The sequence below is a fragment of the Flavobacterium sp. SM2513 genome, from assembly GCF_050908145.1.
Lineage (GTDB): Bacteria > Bacteroidota > Bacteroidia > Flavobacteriales > Flavobacteriaceae > Flavobacterium.
Window position 1 is genome coordinate 2,016,893 of record NZ_CP194228.1, and the last position, 17,074, is coordinate 2,033,966.

At 32.5% G+C, this 17,074-nt stretch carries 15 protein-coding genes; 6 read left to right on the forward strand and 9 right to left on the reverse strand.

Annotated features, from left to right (window positions below):
- Window positions 1-3: 3 nt before the first annotated feature.
- From coaE to ACQ5J2_RS08400, 3 genes are all read left to right on the forward strand, one after another.
- Window positions 4-594 (forward strand): dephospho-CoA kinase, encoded by a 591-nt coding sequence (gene coaE / locus ACQ5J2_RS08390; protein ID WP_432669960.1) that lies wholly within the window; start codon window positions 4-6, stop codon window positions 592-594.
- 66 nt (window positions 595-660) lie between these two features.
- Entirely contained in the window at window positions 661-2,247 is a 1,587-nt protein-coding gene (locus ACQ5J2_RS08395; protein ID WP_432669961.1) for a sensor histidine kinase, read from the forward strand.
- Between the two features lie 3 nt (window positions 2,248-2,250).
- Window positions 2,251-2,982 carry a response regulator transcription factor gene (locus ACQ5J2_RS08400; RefSeq protein ID WP_432669962.1) on the forward strand — a complete coding sequence of 244 codons (732 nt, stop codon included), beginning with the start codon at window positions 2,251-2,253 and terminating at the stop codon, window positions 2,980-2,982.
- Between the two features lie 32 nt (window positions 2,983-3,014).
- On the opposite strand, the gene ACQ5J2_RS08405 is transcribed toward ACQ5J2_RS08400, so the two are convergent.
- From ACQ5J2_RS08405 to ACQ5J2_RS08440, 8 genes are all read right to left on the reverse strand, one after another.
- Entirely contained in the window at window positions 3,015-3,752 is a 738-nt protein-coding gene (locus ACQ5J2_RS08405) for an acyl-[acyl-carrier-protein] thioesterase (RefSeq protein WP_432669963.1), read from the reverse strand.
- Window positions 3,743-4,669 carry a tRNA (adenosine(37)-N6)-dimethylallyltransferase MiaA gene (gene miaA, locus ACQ5J2_RS08410; protein WP_432669964.1) on the reverse strand — a complete coding sequence of 309 codons (927 nt, stop codon included), beginning with the start codon at window positions 4,667-4,669 and terminating at the stop codon, window positions 3,743-3,745. Before miaA ends, ACQ5J2_RS08405 begins: the two co-directional genes overlap by 10 nt.
- A 7-nt stretch (window positions 4,670-4,676) precedes the next feature.
- A complete protein-coding gene (locus tag ACQ5J2_RS08415; protein ID WP_432669965.1) occupies window positions 4,677-5,516 on the reverse strand; it encodes an ion transporter in 840 nt (279 codons plus the stop codon).
- Between the two features lie 5 nt (window positions 5,517-5,521).
- The gene (locus ACQ5J2_RS08420) at window positions 5,522-6,883 is read right to left on the reverse strand and encodes an exonuclease domain-containing protein (protein WP_432669966.1); all 1,362 of its coding nucleotides are present in this window, start codon (window positions 6,881-6,883) and stop codon (window positions 5,522-5,524) included.
- Between the two features lie 77 nt (window positions 6,884-6,960).
- Window positions 6,961-7,623, reverse strand: a complete 663-nt coding sequence (locus ACQ5J2_RS08425; protein ID WP_432669967.1) for a YggS family pyridoxal phosphate-dependent enzyme — start codon at window positions 7,621-7,623, stop codon at window positions 6,961-6,963.
- A 51-nt stretch (window positions 7,624-7,674) separates the two neighbouring features.
- Window positions 7,675-8,892, reverse strand: a complete 1,218-nt coding sequence (locus ACQ5J2_RS08430; RefSeq protein ID WP_432669968.1) for a DUF1015 domain-containing protein — start codon at window positions 8,890-8,892, stop codon at window positions 7,675-7,677.
- Window positions 8,893-9,104: 212 nt separating this feature from the next.
- On the reverse strand, window positions 9,105-9,998 hold the full coding sequence (locus tag ACQ5J2_RS08435; RefSeq protein ID WP_432669969.1) for a 3-hydroxyacyl-CoA dehydrogenase NAD-binding domain-containing protein: 894 nt from the start codon (window positions 9,996-9,998) through the stop codon (window positions 9,105-9,107).
- A 56-nt stretch (window positions 9,999-10,054) separates the two neighbouring features.
- On the reverse strand, window positions 10,055-11,020 hold the full coding sequence (locus ACQ5J2_RS08440; RefSeq protein ID WP_432669970.1) for a Gfo/Idh/MocA family protein: 966 nt from the start codon (window positions 11,018-11,020) through the stop codon (window positions 10,055-10,057).
- A gap of 143 nt (window positions 11,021-11,163) precedes the next feature.
- Here ACQ5J2_RS08440 and ACQ5J2_RS08445 point away from each other — a divergent pair, with 143 nt between their 5' ends.
- Both ACQ5J2_RS08445 and ACQ5J2_RS08450 read left to right on the forward strand, forming a co-directional pair.
- Window positions 11,164-11,805: a protein-L-isoaspartate(D-aspartate) O-methyltransferase gene (locus ACQ5J2_RS08445; protein WP_432669971.1), complete on the forward strand. Its 642-nt coding sequence runs from the start codon at window positions 11,164-11,166 to the stop codon at window positions 11,803-11,805.
- A gap of 32 nt (window positions 11,806-11,837) precedes the next feature.
- Window positions 11,838-15,587 carry a transglutaminase domain-containing protein gene (locus ACQ5J2_RS08450; protein ID WP_432669972.1) on the forward strand — a complete coding sequence of 1,250 codons (3,750 nt, stop codon included), beginning with the start codon at window positions 11,838-11,840 and terminating at the stop codon, window positions 15,585-15,587.
- 13 nt (window positions 15,588-15,600) lie between these two features.
- On the opposite strand, the gene ACQ5J2_RS08455 is transcribed toward ACQ5J2_RS08450, so the two are convergent.
- Window positions 15,601-16,098, reverse strand: coding sequence for a metallophosphoesterase family protein (locus ACQ5J2_RS08455; RefSeq protein WP_432669973.1), 498 nt, complete (start codon window positions 16,096-16,098; stop codon window positions 15,601-15,603).
- Between the two features lie 210 nt (window positions 16,099-16,308).
- Between ACQ5J2_RS08455 and truA the strand changes: the two genes are divergently transcribed.
- Window positions 16,309-17,049 carry a tRNA pseudouridine(38-40) synthase TruA gene (gene truA, locus ACQ5J2_RS08460; protein ID WP_432669974.1) on the forward strand — a complete coding sequence of 247 codons (741 nt, stop codon included), beginning with the start codon at window positions 16,309-16,311 and terminating at the stop codon, window positions 17,047-17,049.
- Window positions 17,050-17,074 lie beyond the last annotated feature (25 nt).

Genomic DNA, 17,074 nt, shown 5'->3' on the forward strand with positions numbered 1-17,074 from the left:
ATTATGACAACAATTGTAGGATTAACGGGAGGAATTGGAAGCGGAAAAACGACTGTGGCGAAAATGTTTCAGGATTTAGGCGTTCCCGTTTACATCGCAGATTTGGAAGCAAAACAGATTACAAATGAACCGGAAACACTAAAGTTAATTGAGCAACAATTCGGACAAGGCGTTATCGAAAACGAACAATTAAATCGTGCGGCAATGGCAGAAATCGTTTTCACTAATCCAGCGAAGCTTAGCCAACTCAATGCTATTATTCATCCTTTAGTCGCTGAACATTTCAAAAAATGGATTCAGAAACACAAATCTGAAAAATTTATAATAAAGGAAACGGCAATCTTATTTGAAACGAATAATCAACACACTTGCGATTTTGTGATAACAGTTACGGCACCAATTAAAATAAGGCTGGATAGAGTGGCCAAAAGGGATTCAATTTCTGAGAAAGAAATTTTGAATCGAATTAATAATCAATGGACAGATGAACAACGTGTAGCAAAAAGTGATTTTGTTATTAATAATACCACTATTGAACAAACGGAAATGCAAGTTTCCCAAATTTTTGAAGAAATTATAAAATCTTTGGAATAAAAATTTGATGTTAATGTTTGGTTAATATACTTATCCGACAAATGTTAAAATGTTAATTTTGTTGATATGAATAAATTGTTGTTTCGTTTACTGGTATTTTTGATGAGTTTGTCGCTCATTGGAATTATTTTAGTGCAGTTGTATTTGATTAATACGTCGTTCAAAAATAACGAGGAACAGTTTAAGTTTCACGTAAAACAAGTTATAGGAAATGTCGCTGATAATTTCAAAGAACGTGAGGTTTATAATTTTTTGAATCAATATAATATTTTAAAAGAAACGAAAGGTAAGCAACCTACAAAGACGGAACTTTTAGATTTTTATGTAGTTCAAAAAAATAGAACAACAAACAAAACAATCATTTATTCTAATAGTATTCTTTCCGAAGACTATAATATCAATTTGTCGTTCTTTGATAAGCGAATGGACTCTGTAAACAAGGTAAAAAACTTTGTTTCCAATAGTAAAACGGAAGTATTTTCGGGCGATGGTTTGGATAATAATAATTTGCAATTAAATCCAACCCCTGATATGGTCATTAAAAAGTCCGGTAGAATGGAGCTTTTAGATAAAGTGCAATATCAAATGTTTTCTGAAGGAATTAATGAAACGAAATCGCTTAAAGAGCGTGTCTCTCCATCGATTTTGCAGAAATCACTAAAAAAAGAATTAAAATTATACGACGTAGATACGCCATTTGAATTTGGAATTTATGAAAATGGATTGGCTACAAAAGTAAAATCAGCCGATTTTAAGTTTGATAAAAATTCCACTTTTGCAATTCCGTTTCTAACCAATTCTGAAGGGAAAAGTGACTACCAATTATTGGTGAGTTTTCCAGAAAAAAAGAAATTTCTTTTTTCAGAATTGATTGGAATTACAACCTTATCCATCATTTTTACGTTAATAATAATAATAGCATATAGTAGTGCATTAAATCAGTTAATAAGACAACGACAGATTTCTGAAATCAAAACGGATTTTATTAATAATATGACGCACGAATTCAAAACGCCAATTGCCACGATTAATTTAGCTTTAGATGCTATTAAAAGTCCAAAAGTGATTGATGACCGAGAGAAGACTACTCGTTATTTGCAGATGATTCGTGATGAAAACAAGCGTATGCATGCTCAAGTAGAAAATGTTTTGCGAATTTCTAAATTAGAGAAAAGAGAGTTAGAAATTAGCAAAGAATCAATGGATATCAATGAAATTGTAGAAGAAGCAATTGAGCACGTAAATTTGATTATTGAGGATAGAGAAGGAATTATTAACACACATTTTGATGCCAAAAGGACAACAGTTTTATTGAATGATGTTCATTTTACAAACGTAATTGTAAATGTTTTGGACAATGCAATAAAATACTCGCCAGAGAAACCAATTATTGACGTATATACGGAGAATGTAAAAGATTTTGTGATTATAAAAATCAAGGATCACGGGGCTGGAATGAGTAAAGTGGCTTTAAAAAGAATATTTGAAAAATTTTATAGAGAACATACGGGCGACATCCATAATGTGAAAGGACACGGTTTGGGATTATCGTATGTAAAAAGAATTATTGAAGATCATAATGGTCAAATTGCTGTAGAAAGCGAAAAAGGTAAAGGAAGTACCTTTATCATAAAATTACCACTAATAAATTAAGTTATGGAAAACGAAAACAAAAAAATTCTTTTGGTTGAAGACGATCCGAACTTCGGGTCAATACTAAAGGATTATTTAATATTAAACGACTTTGATGTTACTTTAGCGAAAAACGGAATGGAAGGTTTCGAGAAATTCAAAAAAGACACATTTGATTTGTGTATTTTGGATGTAATGATGCCTTACAAAGACGGTTATACGTTAGCGAAAGAAATTCGTGAGAAAAATAAAGAAGTGCCTATAATCTTCCTTACGGCTAAATCCATGAAAGACGATGTCTTGAAAGGTTATAAAGTTGGAGCGGATGATTATTTGAATAAACCGTTTGACTCTGAAGTTCTTTTGATGAAAATCAAAGCAATTATTCAACGTAAATCTTCTGAAGTAAAAGCGGATGCTACAAAATTTGAATTTATCATTGGAAATTTCCACTTGAATTCAAAATTGCGTTTCTTGACTTACAAAGATACAGAGCCAATCAAACTTTCTCCAAAGGAAAATGAATTGCTTAAAATGTTAGCGATTTATGAAAATGATTTAATGCCAAGAGAACTTGCATTGACAAAAATTTGGAGAGACGACAACTATTTTACTTCAAGAAGTATGGATGTTTATATTGCCAAACTGAGAAAGTACTTGAAAATGGATGACGAGGTAGAAATTTTAAACATTCACGGAGAAGGTTTCCGTCTAGTAGTTAAAAACAAACCACCGGCTCCTGCAGCAACTGAATAAACAAATTGAAACTCCGAGAAATCGGAGTTTTTTTATAGGGTAAAGGCAAGTGAAAAACAGTTTTTATCCGCTTTCATTACAGAAAATATTGTAGTATTATCATTTTTATTGCATAGTATTTCAACTTCATTTTCAATAAGTAATTCATTCAGAAAATTCATATCGATACTTTTAAATGTTTGATTCAAAAGAATCTTTGGTTCGACAAAATCCAAACACCATTCCAAATACTTAACATTATTTACATGATTTACCACATCTAAATCTGAAAAAACTACACGATGCGTTCCCACTATTTTTGATTCTTTCGGCATGTGAATCTTTTTAACGCGTTGTTTGGTGGCAAATTGGTCCGGAAATTCTTCAAAATGTTCATGTGGCAAAGCTAAAAATTCAGGTCTCCGGATTTTAGTATTAATTACGACCCAAAAAGTTTCAGAGGAAATTATTTTTTTTTCGTCGTTGTAAACTTCCAAAACACGAATGGAACGCGAATTTTCTAATGAAACAATCCAAGTTTTTACGGTTATCGAATCGCGCCATTTAGGTAGTGAATCAATTTCAAGTCGCATTCTGCTCAACACCCAAGCTTGATTGAATTCTTGCATGTCAGTGAAGCTTATTCCACCTAAATCTGCATGTTCGGCAGCGGTTAGTTGAAGTAAATTACATAAATCTGTATAATTTAAAGCCCCATTTGGAGCACATTGTGAGAAATTTATTTCCCATTTCTTTTCGTGAACGGATTTAAAATTTTTATCTATCGGCATGAGGTAGATTTAATAGAATGTATAATTTCTGATAGGTCCGTTTTATAGTCAAACCAATGTATATTGTCTGTTCGTTTAAACCAAGTCATTTGTCGTTTAGCAAATCTTCGTGTGTTTTTCTTGATTTCTTCAATGGCAAAATCAAGAGAATTTTTTCCATCAAAGTATTCAAATAATTCTCGATACCCAACGGTTTGTAAGGCGTTCAAGTCTTTATTTTTATACAAACTTTTAGCTTCTTTAACCAATCCTTCTTCAATCATTTGGTCTACTCGAAGATTAATTCTTTGGTAAAGATCTTCACGATTGGCTTCCAACCCGATGATAATTGGCGTAAAACTACGTTGTTTTTTTTCTTGATTTAAAAACGAAGAATAAGGTTTTCCAGTTCCCATACCTACTTCCACGAATCGCATTAATCGTTGCGGATTTTGTAAAGTTTGCGGATTTGTTTTTAGTAAAAAAGTGTAGTAATCTGCATCAGTTTCTTGTAATTTTTCTTGTAAATATTTTAAACCAAATAATTCATAATCAGCTTTTACTTCTGCTCTAACTCGTGTGTCAATTTCAGGAAAAGTGTCGAAACCTTTTAAAATAGCATTCACATACAGGCCCGAACCACCTACTAAAACTGCAAAATCACGATCTTCAAAAAGGAAATTAAGATTTTCTAATGCTTCTTTTTCAAAATCTCCCACAGTATAGTTTTCGAAAATAGATTTATTTTGAATAAAATGATGCTTTGCTGAATCCAATTCTGTCTGTGAAGGAACAGCAGTACCAATTGTCATTTCTTTAAAAAATTGCCGAGAATCACAGGAAATAATCTCAGTTTTGAAATGGTTTGCTAATTTTATGCTTAAGGAAGTTTTGCCAATCGCTGTTGGACCTACAACGGTAATGAGATACTTTGTCATCTTCTAATTACGTTAAATTCGTACCGCAATTATGACAATATTTTGCACTATCACTGAGAGGCTGGGATTTGCAATTTGGGCAATTTGGTGCAAAAAGTTTTCTTCTGCTTTTACTATTTGCAATTTGAGCGGTTACAATTCCCGTAGGAACGGCGATAATTCCGTAACCCAAAATCATTATAAAGGAGGCAATTGCTTTTCCTAACGATGTGATTGGTGCAATATCGCCATATCCAACCGTAGTTAAGGTTACAATACACCAATAAATACTTGTAGGTATGCTTGTAAAACCACTTTCTTTACTTTCTACAACATACATTACAGCTCCTAAAAGTATCGAGATGATAAAAATAAAGTATACAAAAACAGTAATTTTTGTACGACTTGCATTAATGGCTAGTTTTAATTCAGAAGCTTGCCCCGTGAAATTTCCAAGATTTAAAATTCTAAATAAACGCAATAATCTCAGGGCGCGAACTACTGATAGAATTTTCGTACTAGGAATAAAGAAAGACAGATACATTGGAAGTATCGAAATCAAATCAATGATTCCGTAAAAACTAAATAAATATTTGAGCGGTTTTCGAGTAGAAATGATACGGAGGATATATTCTATGGTGAAGAAAATAGTGATAACCCACTCCGCCAATACCAGTATATCGTGGTATTGATTATCTAAATTTTCTACGGTTTCTAATAAAACTAAAAGCACGCTCAAAAGAATCACGCCTAGAAGCATGATATCAAATATCTTACCCGCTGGAGTATTTACGCCATGAATAATAATATTAATTCGCTGTCGGAGCTTTTCAAAAAAGCTTTTATGTTTTTTTTGTCTTTTGACCATACTATTTAAAAGTGAATTACTTTAGTGCGTTGATTTTTTCGTAAATAGCTTAAAATAATATTTTTAGCATCCCTATCTTCAGGCAATTTTGTAATTATATTTTTTAAAATTTCAACGTTTGTTATCTGATAATTCAGATTAAAGAATGCAAAACCTTTGAAAACACCATTTTCGATTAAAACAGCACTTTTTTCATCAACAACACGGCCTTTTTCTATCAAAATTAAATTTTGATTCTGGTATTCATTATTTTGTAAAAAATAATTTACTCGTTTATTATAGTCCTCTGTGGATTCTTCAAAAATACAAGCACCATTGCATTGTTTGACTTTATAGGAAAAACAGTTTGTTTTTACTTTGTCCAATAAGTTGATTTTCTGACAGAGCGTATATTTTTCTGTTATTTTATACAAAGCAGTTTGAGCTTCCATTTCTGTTCCAAAAGCAGTAATCTCTTTTTTTCGAAAATCTGTTTTTCTGATATAAAGAGAAATGTATCCATCTTCATTTTTTTCTTGGTATAAAGAAAAAGGAAAAATATTTTTTCGCATCGCCCGATTCAATGCCGGCCGATTTATTTTTATTTCGGCATTCTCCTTCAAGAGTGCAATCAATTCATTGCCTGTTTCTTCATAACTTACATCAAAAACTTCCACTTGAATTTTCTTACATTTTTTGGTAGTTCCAGCAAAATGTTGATTCACTCTTTTCTTCATATTTTTGCTTTTGCCAATATAAAGTATCTTCCCATCTTCCTTGTGAATGTAATAAATTCCAGTTGTAGAAGGAACACGGTCAATAATTTCTTTCAATTTTGGCGATAAGCCTTTTTCAACTTCTGTTTTTATGAAGCTTTTTACAATCTCTTTTTCAATGTCTTTAGATAAAAGAAGTTTGAATAATTTTACTGTGGCTAATGCATCTCCTGAAGCGCGATGTCTGTCTGCCATAGGAATTCCAAGTGCTCGAACCAATTTGCCTAAACTGTAAGAAGGTTGTTCTGGAATTAATTTCTTTGATAATTCGACCGTACAAATATTTGGAATTTCAAAATTATAACCCAATCGGGCAAATTCTGTTCGCAAAATTCGATAGTCAAACTGAGCATTATGAGCGACTAAAACTGTGTCTTGCGTAATTTCAATAATGCGTTTAGCCACTTCATAAAACTTGGGAGCCGTTTGAAGCATCGCATTGTTGATTCCGGTTAAGTTCACAACAAATGGTTGAATTGGTTTTTCAGGATTCACCAAACTTATAAATTGGTCGACAATTTCGTGTCCGTCAAATTTATAGATAGCAATTTCCGTAATTCCTTCTTCGTTAAACTGTCCCCCAGTGGTTTCTATGTCAAGTATTGTGTACAAAATTCAGTTGTCGGTTATCTGTTGTCAGTTTTAGCAAATGTTCTCTCGTCTTTGCTCTATTCTCTATATTCTTTTCTCTAATTCCTCGTTCCAAAGATACTACTTCCAATCCGAACCATTGTACTACCGCATTCAATTGCCAACTGATAATCGCCTGACATACCCATTGAAAGCGCATTCAGTTTACAATTTTGAGTATTTAGTGATTGATTTTTGTCAAAAATAGATTTTAAATGAAGGAATTCTTTTTTGATTTGGTTTTGATTTTCTGTGAAAGTCGCCATTCCCATTAATCCCACAATTTTGACGTTGTTGAAATTCTCATTCTTAGCTAGTTCTAAAATCTCCTCTAATTCTGTATCATCCAAACCAAATTTAGTTTCCTCTTCCGCAATATGTATTTGCAAAAGACAATCAATTACTCGGTTATTTTTTAAAGCTTGCTTGTTGATTTCCTTTAATAATTTTAAAGAATCCACACCATGAACTAAGCTAACGAACGGCGCCATAAATTTCACTTTATTCGTCTGAACATGACCAATCATGTGCCATTGAATGTCTTTTGGCATTTCGTTGAATTTTTCCTCCATTTCTTGGATTTTGTTTTCGCCAAATATTCGTTGACCTGCCTCGTACGCTTCCATTAAGTCCGAAACCGGTTTAGTTTTTGAAACGGCAACAAGTGTAACGCTTTCAGGAAGTGTAGATTTTATCTCAAGTAAATTTTCTTTTATGTTCATAATTTTTCCAATCTTAATTTCAATAAAAATCTTTCAATCTTAATACTTCCTCTACAACTCATAAACCACCAATCCACTTCTGAATTTCGGGTCGATGTACGTGCTTTTAGGCGGCATAATTAAATTATTATCAGCCAATTCCTTGATTTCAGAAATTGCGGTTGGGAAAAGCATGAAGCCAATCTCAAACTCGCCTTCATCAATTACTTCCTTAATGGTAATTATGGATTGTTTACCAGGAATGTAATCAATACGTTCGTCGTTTCGCAAATCTTCAATTCCAAGAATAGGTTCTAAAACTTGTGTATATAAAATTTGTGCATCTAATTGTTCCAAAACACTCGTAAAACCGTTTTGATTTTTTAAAGTCAAACAGTAAAATTCACCGTCAAGATACATTCCGAATTCAAACTTTTTAGTTGGTTTCCATAATTCTTGTTCTTTGTTTTTTATCCAAAAATTTTGAGCTAATAAAGTTAATAAACCTTCTTTGGAATGGTTGTTCAAATCTCTAATTATCCGATTGTACTCGTATATTTTTACATTATTTTCTGCAATTAAAAAACTCATGAAATAATTTAGATTTTCATTTTCTGAATTCTTGTCCTGTTGATACAGCAATTCTGCAGAAGCGGAGCGATGGTGTCCATCTGCAATATATAAATTTCCGATAGATGCAAATTTTTCTTGCAACCAAGCAATTTCCTCTGAACTGTCAATTTTCCATAGTTGGTGCTTTTCTCTCCTTGTTGTTGAAAATTCATAAAGCGATTCCAATTGTTTTTTTGCTAAAATCCATTCCGAGAGTTCCGCATTTTCAGGATAAGTGATTAAAACAGGTTCGGTATTAAAACCCGTTTGATGCAAATAATCTTTAAACAATTCCACGCGATATTGCAATGTGTCTTCGTGCTTTTTGATGACGTTATTTCGATAATCTTCAAGAGCTGTTCCGGCTATAATTCCAGTAAATGTTTGGTTTTTTGTTTCGATTTCATATAAGAAAAACACGGGTTGTTCTTCTTTTACAAAAACATTCTCTTCTTTAAAATCCCTGTATTTTTGGGCAACCAATTTGAATCTTTTTTCTAATCCAGCCTTTTGCTGATTGACATAAGCTGGATTTAAAATATGCAAAAACGAAAATGGATTAAAGTCCAATTGCGACGCTAATTCGGCTGGTGAATATTCATCGTATGAACGAGAAGTGACTAGACTTATTTTGTCGCGAGTAGGTCGAACTGCTTTGAAAGGAATTATTTTTGCCAAGATTTCTCAAAATTAAAGGATTGAAAGACGAAAAGATTAAAAGGTAAACGGATTTAAATAGTAGAAAGCCCAAAAGATAAATAGAAGCCTAAAGATTTTAAATTAGCCCCGATTGGAGCAAATATCCTTGCTGTTTTTCTTGAAAAAAACAGCAAGATATTGTGTAAAGCGGGAAAATGAATGGAACAAATGCCCAAGCCATCCGCTCCAAATTATTTTGATAAAAACTGTTTCGCTACTTTTTCTGCTTTTCTGCTTTCGGAATAATCGTAGAAACCTTCGCCTGATTTTACGCCTAATTTTCCAGCGCGAACCATGTTTACTAAAAGTGGACAAGGTGCATATTTTGGGTTTTTAAAACCGTCATGCATTACATTTAAAATGGCTAAACAAACGTCAAGTCCAATAAAATCAGCTAATTGCAAAGGCCCCATCGGATGCGCCATTCCTAACTTCATTACCGTGTCAATTTCATAAACTCCAGCAACTCCGTTGAATAAAGTTTCAATAGATTCATTAATCATTGGCATTAAAATACGGTTTGCGACGAAACCGGGATAATCATTCACTTCGGTAGGAATTTTACCTAATTTTACGGATAAATCCATGATAATTTTAGTCACTTCGTCGGAAGTATTGTAGCCACGAATGATTTCAACGAGCTTCATTATTGGAACCGGATTCATAAAATGCATCCCGATAACGCGTTCTGGATGTGAAACCACACCGCCAATTTGAGTGATAGAAATGGACGAAGTATTCGTTGCCAAAATGGTATCGTGAGAACAAGCATCGTTCAATTGTTTGAAAATATTAAGTTTCAATTCAATGTTTTCAGTTGCTGCTTCAACCACTAAATCAACACCGACAACGCCGTCTTTTATGTCGGTATAAGTGATAATGTTGCTGATGGTTTTTAATTTATCTGCTTCGGTAATAGTTCCTTTTGAAACCATTCGGTCTAAATTAGAGGCAATCGTAGCTATTCCTTTGTCTAATGATTTTTCAGAAACGTCGATTAATTTTACGGTAAAACCGCTTTGTGCAAATGTGTGTGCTATTCCGTTACCCATTGTACCGGCACCAATAACTGCTATGTTTTTCATTTTTATTGTTTAAAAAAATTGTACTTTTTATTTTTAATTTTATAAGTATTGATGTTTTATCGTTTCATCGCTTCAATAATCGCATAAGCCACTCTCAAAGCTTCTGTTCCATCTTCTAAAGTTACAATTGGCGTGGTATCGTTTACAATTGCATCGGCAAAAGTTTCTAATTCCGCTAAAATGGCATTGTTATTTTCAACATCAGGATTGTCAAAATAAATTTGCTTTTTCAACCCTTCAGCATTTTGCAAAATCATATCAAAATCGCCTGGAACTTCTGGAGCGTCCTTCATTTTTACCACTTCACATTTTTTCTCTAAGAAATCAACAGAGATATAAGCGTCTTTTTGAAAAAAACGTGATTTTCGCATGTTTTTTAATGAAATTCGGCTGGAAGTTAAGTTGGCGACACAGCCATTCTCAAACTCAATTCTGGCATTGGCAATATCTGGAGTTTCAGAAATTACAGAAACACCACTTGCGTGAATTGTTTTTACCTTTGATTTTACGACGCTCAAAATAGCATCGATATCGTGAATCATTAAATCCAAAACTACAGGAACATCGGTACCTCGAGGATTAAATTCTGCCAATCGGTGGGTTTCGATAAACATTGGGTTTTCTATCGAATCTTTTACCGAAATAAAAGCAGGATTGAAACGTTCCACATGACCAACTTGTCCTTTTACGTTATATTCTTTTGCTAAGGTTATAATTTCTTCGGCTTCGGCAACAGTATTGGAAATAGGTTTTTCAAGAAAAACATGTTTACCCGATTTTATCGCCACTTTTGCACATTTATAATGGGAAAGTGTAGGAGTTACTATGTCTACAATGTCAACAGCGGTAAGTAATTTGGCGATAGTGTCAAACCTTTTGTAACCAAATTCTTTTTCTACTTTGATAGCATTTTCTGGATTATCGTCGTAAAAGCCGACTAATTCATATTTAGTAGATTGTTGTAATAATCGCAAATGTATTTTTCCAAGATGTCCAGCACCTAAAACGCCGACTTTTAGCATATAATTCTATTTTGAACAAAAATAAGATTAATTGTTCAAAGATTAAAGTTTGAAAGATAAACTTTGAAATTTATTATTTGAAAATCCAAATCAAAAAATAGGTTTTACTTTCTTATTTTTACCGAAATTAATTTGCCACTATTTTGAAAGATACCGCCAAGCATCAAGGACTTCGTAATCGATTGATAACTGTTTTAAAGGAAAAAGGAATTACAAATGTTGCTGTTTTAGAAGCAATTAATAAAATCCCAAGACATTTGTTTTTGAATTCCAGCTTTGAAGAATATGCTTACCAGGACAAGGCATTTCCAATTGGTGCGGGACAAACTATTTCGCAACCTTTTACCGTAGCTTTTCAATCTCAATTATTAGAAGTGCAAAAAGACCATAAAGTGCTCGAAATTGGAACGGGTTCTGGGTACCAAACGGCCGTTTTATGCACAATAGGTGCTAAAGTGTATACCGTTGAACGTCAAAACGAATTATTTAAAACCACTTCATTATTATTGCCTAAATTAGGGATTAGACCCAAACATATTTCTTTTGGTGATGGCTATAAAGGTTTGCCTAATTATGCTCCATATGATAGTATTATTGTAACCGCTGGAGCTCCATTTATTCCAAAGCCTTTGATGGCACAACTTAAAATTGGTGGAAGATTAGTAATTCCACTAGGCGAAGCACATCAAATTATGACGCTTTTAATTCGGAAGAATGAAACGCAATTTGAAAAACACGAATTTGGTGAATTTAGATTTGTGCCTTTATTGGAAAATAAAAATTAATATTTATATATTTAGCACCTAATTTTTTTATTGTGAAAAAAGTAATTTTACTATTTAGCTTATTTGTTTCGGTTATTGTCTTTGCTCAAAATTCTGAAAAGAAAGTATGGGATTTAATGTTGTTAAATAAACGAAGTGAGGCTAGAAAACTTTTTGATAAAGATTTGAAACCGCAAATCAATACAAACATAGATTATTTAATTCTCGACGCTATTTTAGATGTTGAATTGGGTAAATATGTTTTTGACGATACATTCGTTCAAAAATTCTCTCAATTTCCCGAAAGTAAATATTATTACAGTGCCTTAGTAAAAGCGTCATTCATGCTGGATGATATTTCAGATGTTGGTTTTAGCGACTACACTTATAAAAAAATTGATTTTTTAGCAGCTAATCAGAATTTTAAAAACAATTCAAAAGCTATTTATAGTAAAGCGGTTGCTGATCGAAACCGCAAAAACATGAAAGGTTTTTCGGATAAAATCAAAGAGCTCAATGTTTTAACGGATTGGCAGTTTTGCGGTGTTTTTGAAAACCTGAACGATAGTGGAATTGACATTGAATACGAACCGGAATTATATGCTAAAGCTGATAAACTTTTTGATGCAAACAGTAACGGAAAAGTAGGTTGGTACATTCCGTCGATTCCTCATAATGAAGGCTATCAAATGTTTGAAAACGAATCAGAATATGGAAATGGAATCATGTATTCGCAAACATTTATTGATAATCCTGTAGAAAGAGCCGTATTTTTGAGTTTTGGTGCGGGTTCTTCTTTGAAAATATTTTTAAATGATGTAGAAATCTATGTCAATAATCAGATATACCAGTCTGATCAAGAAGCATACAAATTGAAAGTTCTTTTGCCAAAAGGGACGAATAGATTATTGGTTAAATCAGCTCTAACGAGTGGTACAGATTATATTATTTTTTCAATTACTGACTTAGAAGAGCAAAAAATTACTGATTTAAAGTTTCAACCTACTTATAAAGATTACAATAAATCCAGTTTTGAACAATTGAATCCAACAGAAGTTCCTAATATCGAAGAAGCGTATATCATTGATAAAATAGCCAAAAATCCAAATAATATTTTATATAAAATTTTATTGTTCGAAACATATATGCACAATAAAAAATTAGAGTTGGCTCATGACCTTATCGAAAAACTTGATCAACAATATCCAAATTCTTCCTTTCTAAAAATTAATCTTGCAGCTTATTATACCAGAAAAGGAGACGATGCTAAAAAAGACGAAATTATTAAAAATGTAGACATTCAGGATCCTACTTATTATTTTAATATTCTGATGAAAATACAAGATGAGGAATGGTTAAGGGCTGCAAGTATTGAACAAATTGAAAAACTAAGAGATGACTCAAAATTATTTCTCACTAAAACAGCTTCCAAATTATTGACCATCATCATTGATGCACGAAACAATAATATTCAAGGAATGGTAACTCAAATAGATGAAATTATTGCTACCTCGGATAATAATGAATTTTACATTACCACTTTTGCACCAATGTACGACCAACTTGAAAAAGACAAGTCGAAAACAATTGCAATGTTAGAAAATTTGAGTAAAACTTCTGAAAACTACAAGGCTTTTTCGCAGTTAAAAAGATATTATACAGCTGCCAATAAAAAGGAGGAAGTGAAACAAATGGTTTTGGAACGAAAGAATCGTTATCCTCATGTTTTAGACTTAGGTGTTGATTATATTGATATATTATTTGAAGAAAAAAAATACGACGAAGCATTGGTTGAAATTGATAGTTATTTGCAACTTTTCCCGTATTCATTTACTTTGATGCAGAAAAAAGGAATGGCTTACAACAACAAATCAGATGTAAAACTGGCAGAAAAATATTTCCGACAGTCTTTATCGCATTATTCGTCCAATTCCTATTTGCGGAAAATCTTATATGATGTGACAAAGGTGCAAGATGAAATTGAACTTGTGCGAACCCAAGATGTATATAAATATATTAAGGAAAATAGAAATTCAAAACTAAAAAGTGATTATGGGGTTTCCATTTTACTGGACGAATACTTAGTTAGTGTTTTGCCAGAAGGAGGTCGGAAATATCGGGTCACTATGGTTTACGAAATTACTGCCGAAAACGGTATCGAAGAACTCAAGGAATATAATTTAGATACTTATGGTGTTACACTTTTAAAATCAGAAATTGTAAAATCAGATTCGTCAATCGTTCCTGCTGAAAATGGTGGAAATCAATTGGTTTTTACAAATTTAAAAATGGGTGATGTCATCTATATCGACTATGAATTTTATGAAAATCCAACTGGTCGATTTTACAAAGATTTTAATTTATCCTATGGTTTTAACGGAAGTTATCCTTCTGTAAAATGTGTTTTCGGTATTTTGTCGCAACCTGACTTGAAATATAATGTCGATTTTAGTAACGGGACAATACCTGAAACTACTAAAAAAATCGGGAATAAACGGTATCAATCTTGGACCAGGAAGAATGTAGAGGCTTTGCCTTTATTTAATAGTTATGCACCACAATACAGCGATTTACGTAATATTGTAAGAGTGGGAACTATTAATTCATGGAAGGAAATCGCCAACTGGTATGCCGATTTGGTAAAGAAAAATTTGAAATTAGACAAAATTACTCAAACCACATTTAATGAAATTTTCCCAAAAGGAATAGAAGCATTTTCCCAAGAAGAAAGAGCCAAAAAAATCTATAAATACATAGAGGACAACATAAATTACAGCTCTTTAGATTTTAGACAAAGTGGCTATGTACCACAAAAACCGTCCAAAACAATCACAACTAAACTAGGAGATTGCAAAGATGTTTCGACTTTATTTGTCGCTCTTGGTGATTTAGCTGGAATAAAATCAAATTTAGTTTTGGTGTTAACTTCAGATAATGGAACCCAAGGAATGAAGTTACCTGGTTTAGGATTTAACCATTGTATTGTAAAACTGGAAATAGATAATAAATCCTATTTTGTAGAGCTAACGGATAAATATTTGCCTTTTAAAGCAATGCCAATGAGTTTAGTAGATGCCAATGCCTTGGTTGTTTCTTTTGATAAAGTCGAAAATGAAAACGCAAAACTTATTTCAATTTCTGAGGAAAATGCTTTAGAAAGCATGAGTAATTCAAAAGTTGAAGTGACGATTAATGATGATTCCAAAGCGTTTCTAGTAACTTCAAATGTTTACGGCTACTTAAAGTCGTATTATAATGAGCTTTTTTCGAATGCGTATACAGAAGATGTACGGAAAAAGAAATTTGAAGAAGATTATAATTCAAGATTATCTGCTAATATACAATTTGAATCAGCGAAAGTCGTGACAAATGATACGTACGGAAGTGAAATTGTTTTTGAATCCGCATTCTCAATTCCTGAAAGAATTCAAAGTGTAGGTTCTTTAAAAATCACCAGCATTCCATTTCTAGATAAAGTCTATACTCGAAATATAATTGAAGAAACGTCTAGAAATTATGATATTTCTTATACCAAATATGAAAACTGTAAAGCGTATAACTCAGAAGTTATTTTGAATATTCAAGAAGGCAAAAAGTTTACAGAAATTCCTGAAAACAGAATACTTAGCTACAAAAATCATAATTATGCGATTACTTTTGAATTAGTAAAACCAAATTCGCTTAAAATTAAAAGAAACGTAACGCTAACTTGGGATAATATACCAAAAGAAGAGTATTTAGCGTATAAAAAGTATGTGGAAGACGTTATTGAAATAGAAAAACAGATTGTAGGTTTTAAATAGGCTAGATATAAAATTAGCCACGATTTCCCAATTCCACAATTTCTAAATTCTGAATTTTAGCACCGTCAATTTCAAAACGCAACATCGTTCGCACTTGATGAAAACCGTGAATTCCTGCAGCACCAGGGTTCATGTGCAAGAAATTTAGTTTTTTGTCGTACATCACTTTTAAAATATGCGAATGACCACAAATAAATAATTTTGGAGGATTTTTGACTAATTCTTCCCGAATTGTAGCGTTGTATTTCCCTGGATAACCACCTATATGAGTAATTAAAACATCGGCACCTTCACAGAAAAACCGATTGTTTAAAGGAAACTCCATTCGTGCCTCAGCATTGTCAATATTCCCATAAACTGCACGAAGTGGCTTGAGTTTTTTCAAAGCATCCGTAACTTTTAAATCGCCAATATCTCCAGCATGCCAAACTTCATCTGCCAAATGCACGTATTTTAAAACCGTTTCGTCAAGATGACTGTGTGTATCAGAAAGTAAAAGAATTTTTTTCAAAAGAGTTTTTTTAGGAGCTGTTTCCGGCTATCCATTCCAATCTTTTGTTTTTTAAAGAAAAAAACAAAAGGATTTCATTGCTATCCGGGCTAGAATTATGTGCAAAATTAGAACATTTGTTTTCAAATTCAAATTAACATTTTGTTGTAAATCAAAACTAATTTTTTTAGCATTAATAAAGTATCTTTGTAGCCTTAAATTTTGAGGATATTGCGGTTTTTTATACAACTTTCTTATAACGGAACAAACTATCACGGTTGGCAAATTCAACCGAATGCTACTTCTGTACAAGAAACTTTGACCCAAGCACTTTCCATCATTTTAAATAAAAAAGATATCACAATTATGGGTGCCGGACGAACCGATACCGGCGTTCACGCAAGTCAAATGTTTGCTCATTTTGATTTTGAAAACCCTATTGATTCGAAAACAATTGTACATAAATTAAATTCATTTCTTCCAAAAGATATTGCAGTTTCTGATATTATTTTGGTTGACGAAAATTCCCATGCTCGTTTTGATGCCAAGCAGCGTACGTATGAATACAAAATCAATCTTTCCAAGAATGTTTTTTTAGATGAATTGAGTTGGTATTATAATAAAGAATTGAATATGGAAGCCATGAATGATGCAGCGAAACTCTTAATAGAATTTACTGATTTTCAGTGTTTTTCAAAAGTGCATACAGATGTAAATACATTCAATTGCAATATTTCTCAAGCTTTTTGGAATAAAAAGAATGAACAACTTATCTTTACCATTTCAGCAGACAGATTTTTGCGAAATATGGTTCGTTCCATTGTAGGGACGTTAGTTTACATTGGTTTAGGGAAAATTTCTAAAGCAGATTTTCGGAAAATTATAGAAAGTAAAGACCGAAAAAAAGCAGGATTTTCTGTTCCAGCACGCGGACTATATTTGACTGAAATAAAATACGATTATATAAAATAAAAAAATAGATTTTGCTTGAGAAAAG

Coding starts and splice junctions, on each gene's coding strand:
- coaE (WP_432669960.1), top strand. CDS start 4: ATGACAACAATTGTAGGATTAACGGGAGGAATTGGAAGCGGAAAAACG.
- ACQ5J2_RS08395 (WP_432669961.1), top strand. CDS start 661: ATGAATAAATTGTTGTTTCGTTTACTGGTATTTTTGATGAGTTTGTCG.
- ACQ5J2_RS08400 (WP_432669962.1), top strand. CDS start 2,251: ATGGAAAACGAAAACAAAAAAATTCTTTTGGTTGAAGACGATCCGAAC.
- ACQ5J2_RS08405 (WP_432669963.1), bottom strand. CDS start 3,752: ATGCCGATAGATAAAAATTTTAAATCCGTTCACGAAAAGAAATGGGAA.
- miaA (WP_432669964.1), bottom strand. CDS start 4,669: ATGACAAAGTATCTCATTACCGTTGTAGGTCCAACAGCGATTGGCAAA.
- ACQ5J2_RS08415 (WP_432669965.1), bottom strand. CDS start 5,516: ATGGTCAAAAGACAAAAAAAACATAAAAGCTTTTTTGAAAAGCTCCGA.
- ACQ5J2_RS08425 (WP_432669967.1), bottom strand. CDS start 7,623: ATGAACATAAAAGAAAATTTACTTGAGATAAAATCTACACTTCCTGAA.
- ACQ5J2_RS08435 (WP_432669969.1), bottom strand. CDS start 9,998: ATGAAAAACATAGCAGTTATTGGTGCCGGTACAATGGGTAACGGAATA.
- ACQ5J2_RS08440 (WP_432669970.1), bottom strand. CDS start 11,020: ATGCTAAAAGTCGGCGTTTTAGGTGCTGGACATCTTGGAAAAATACAT.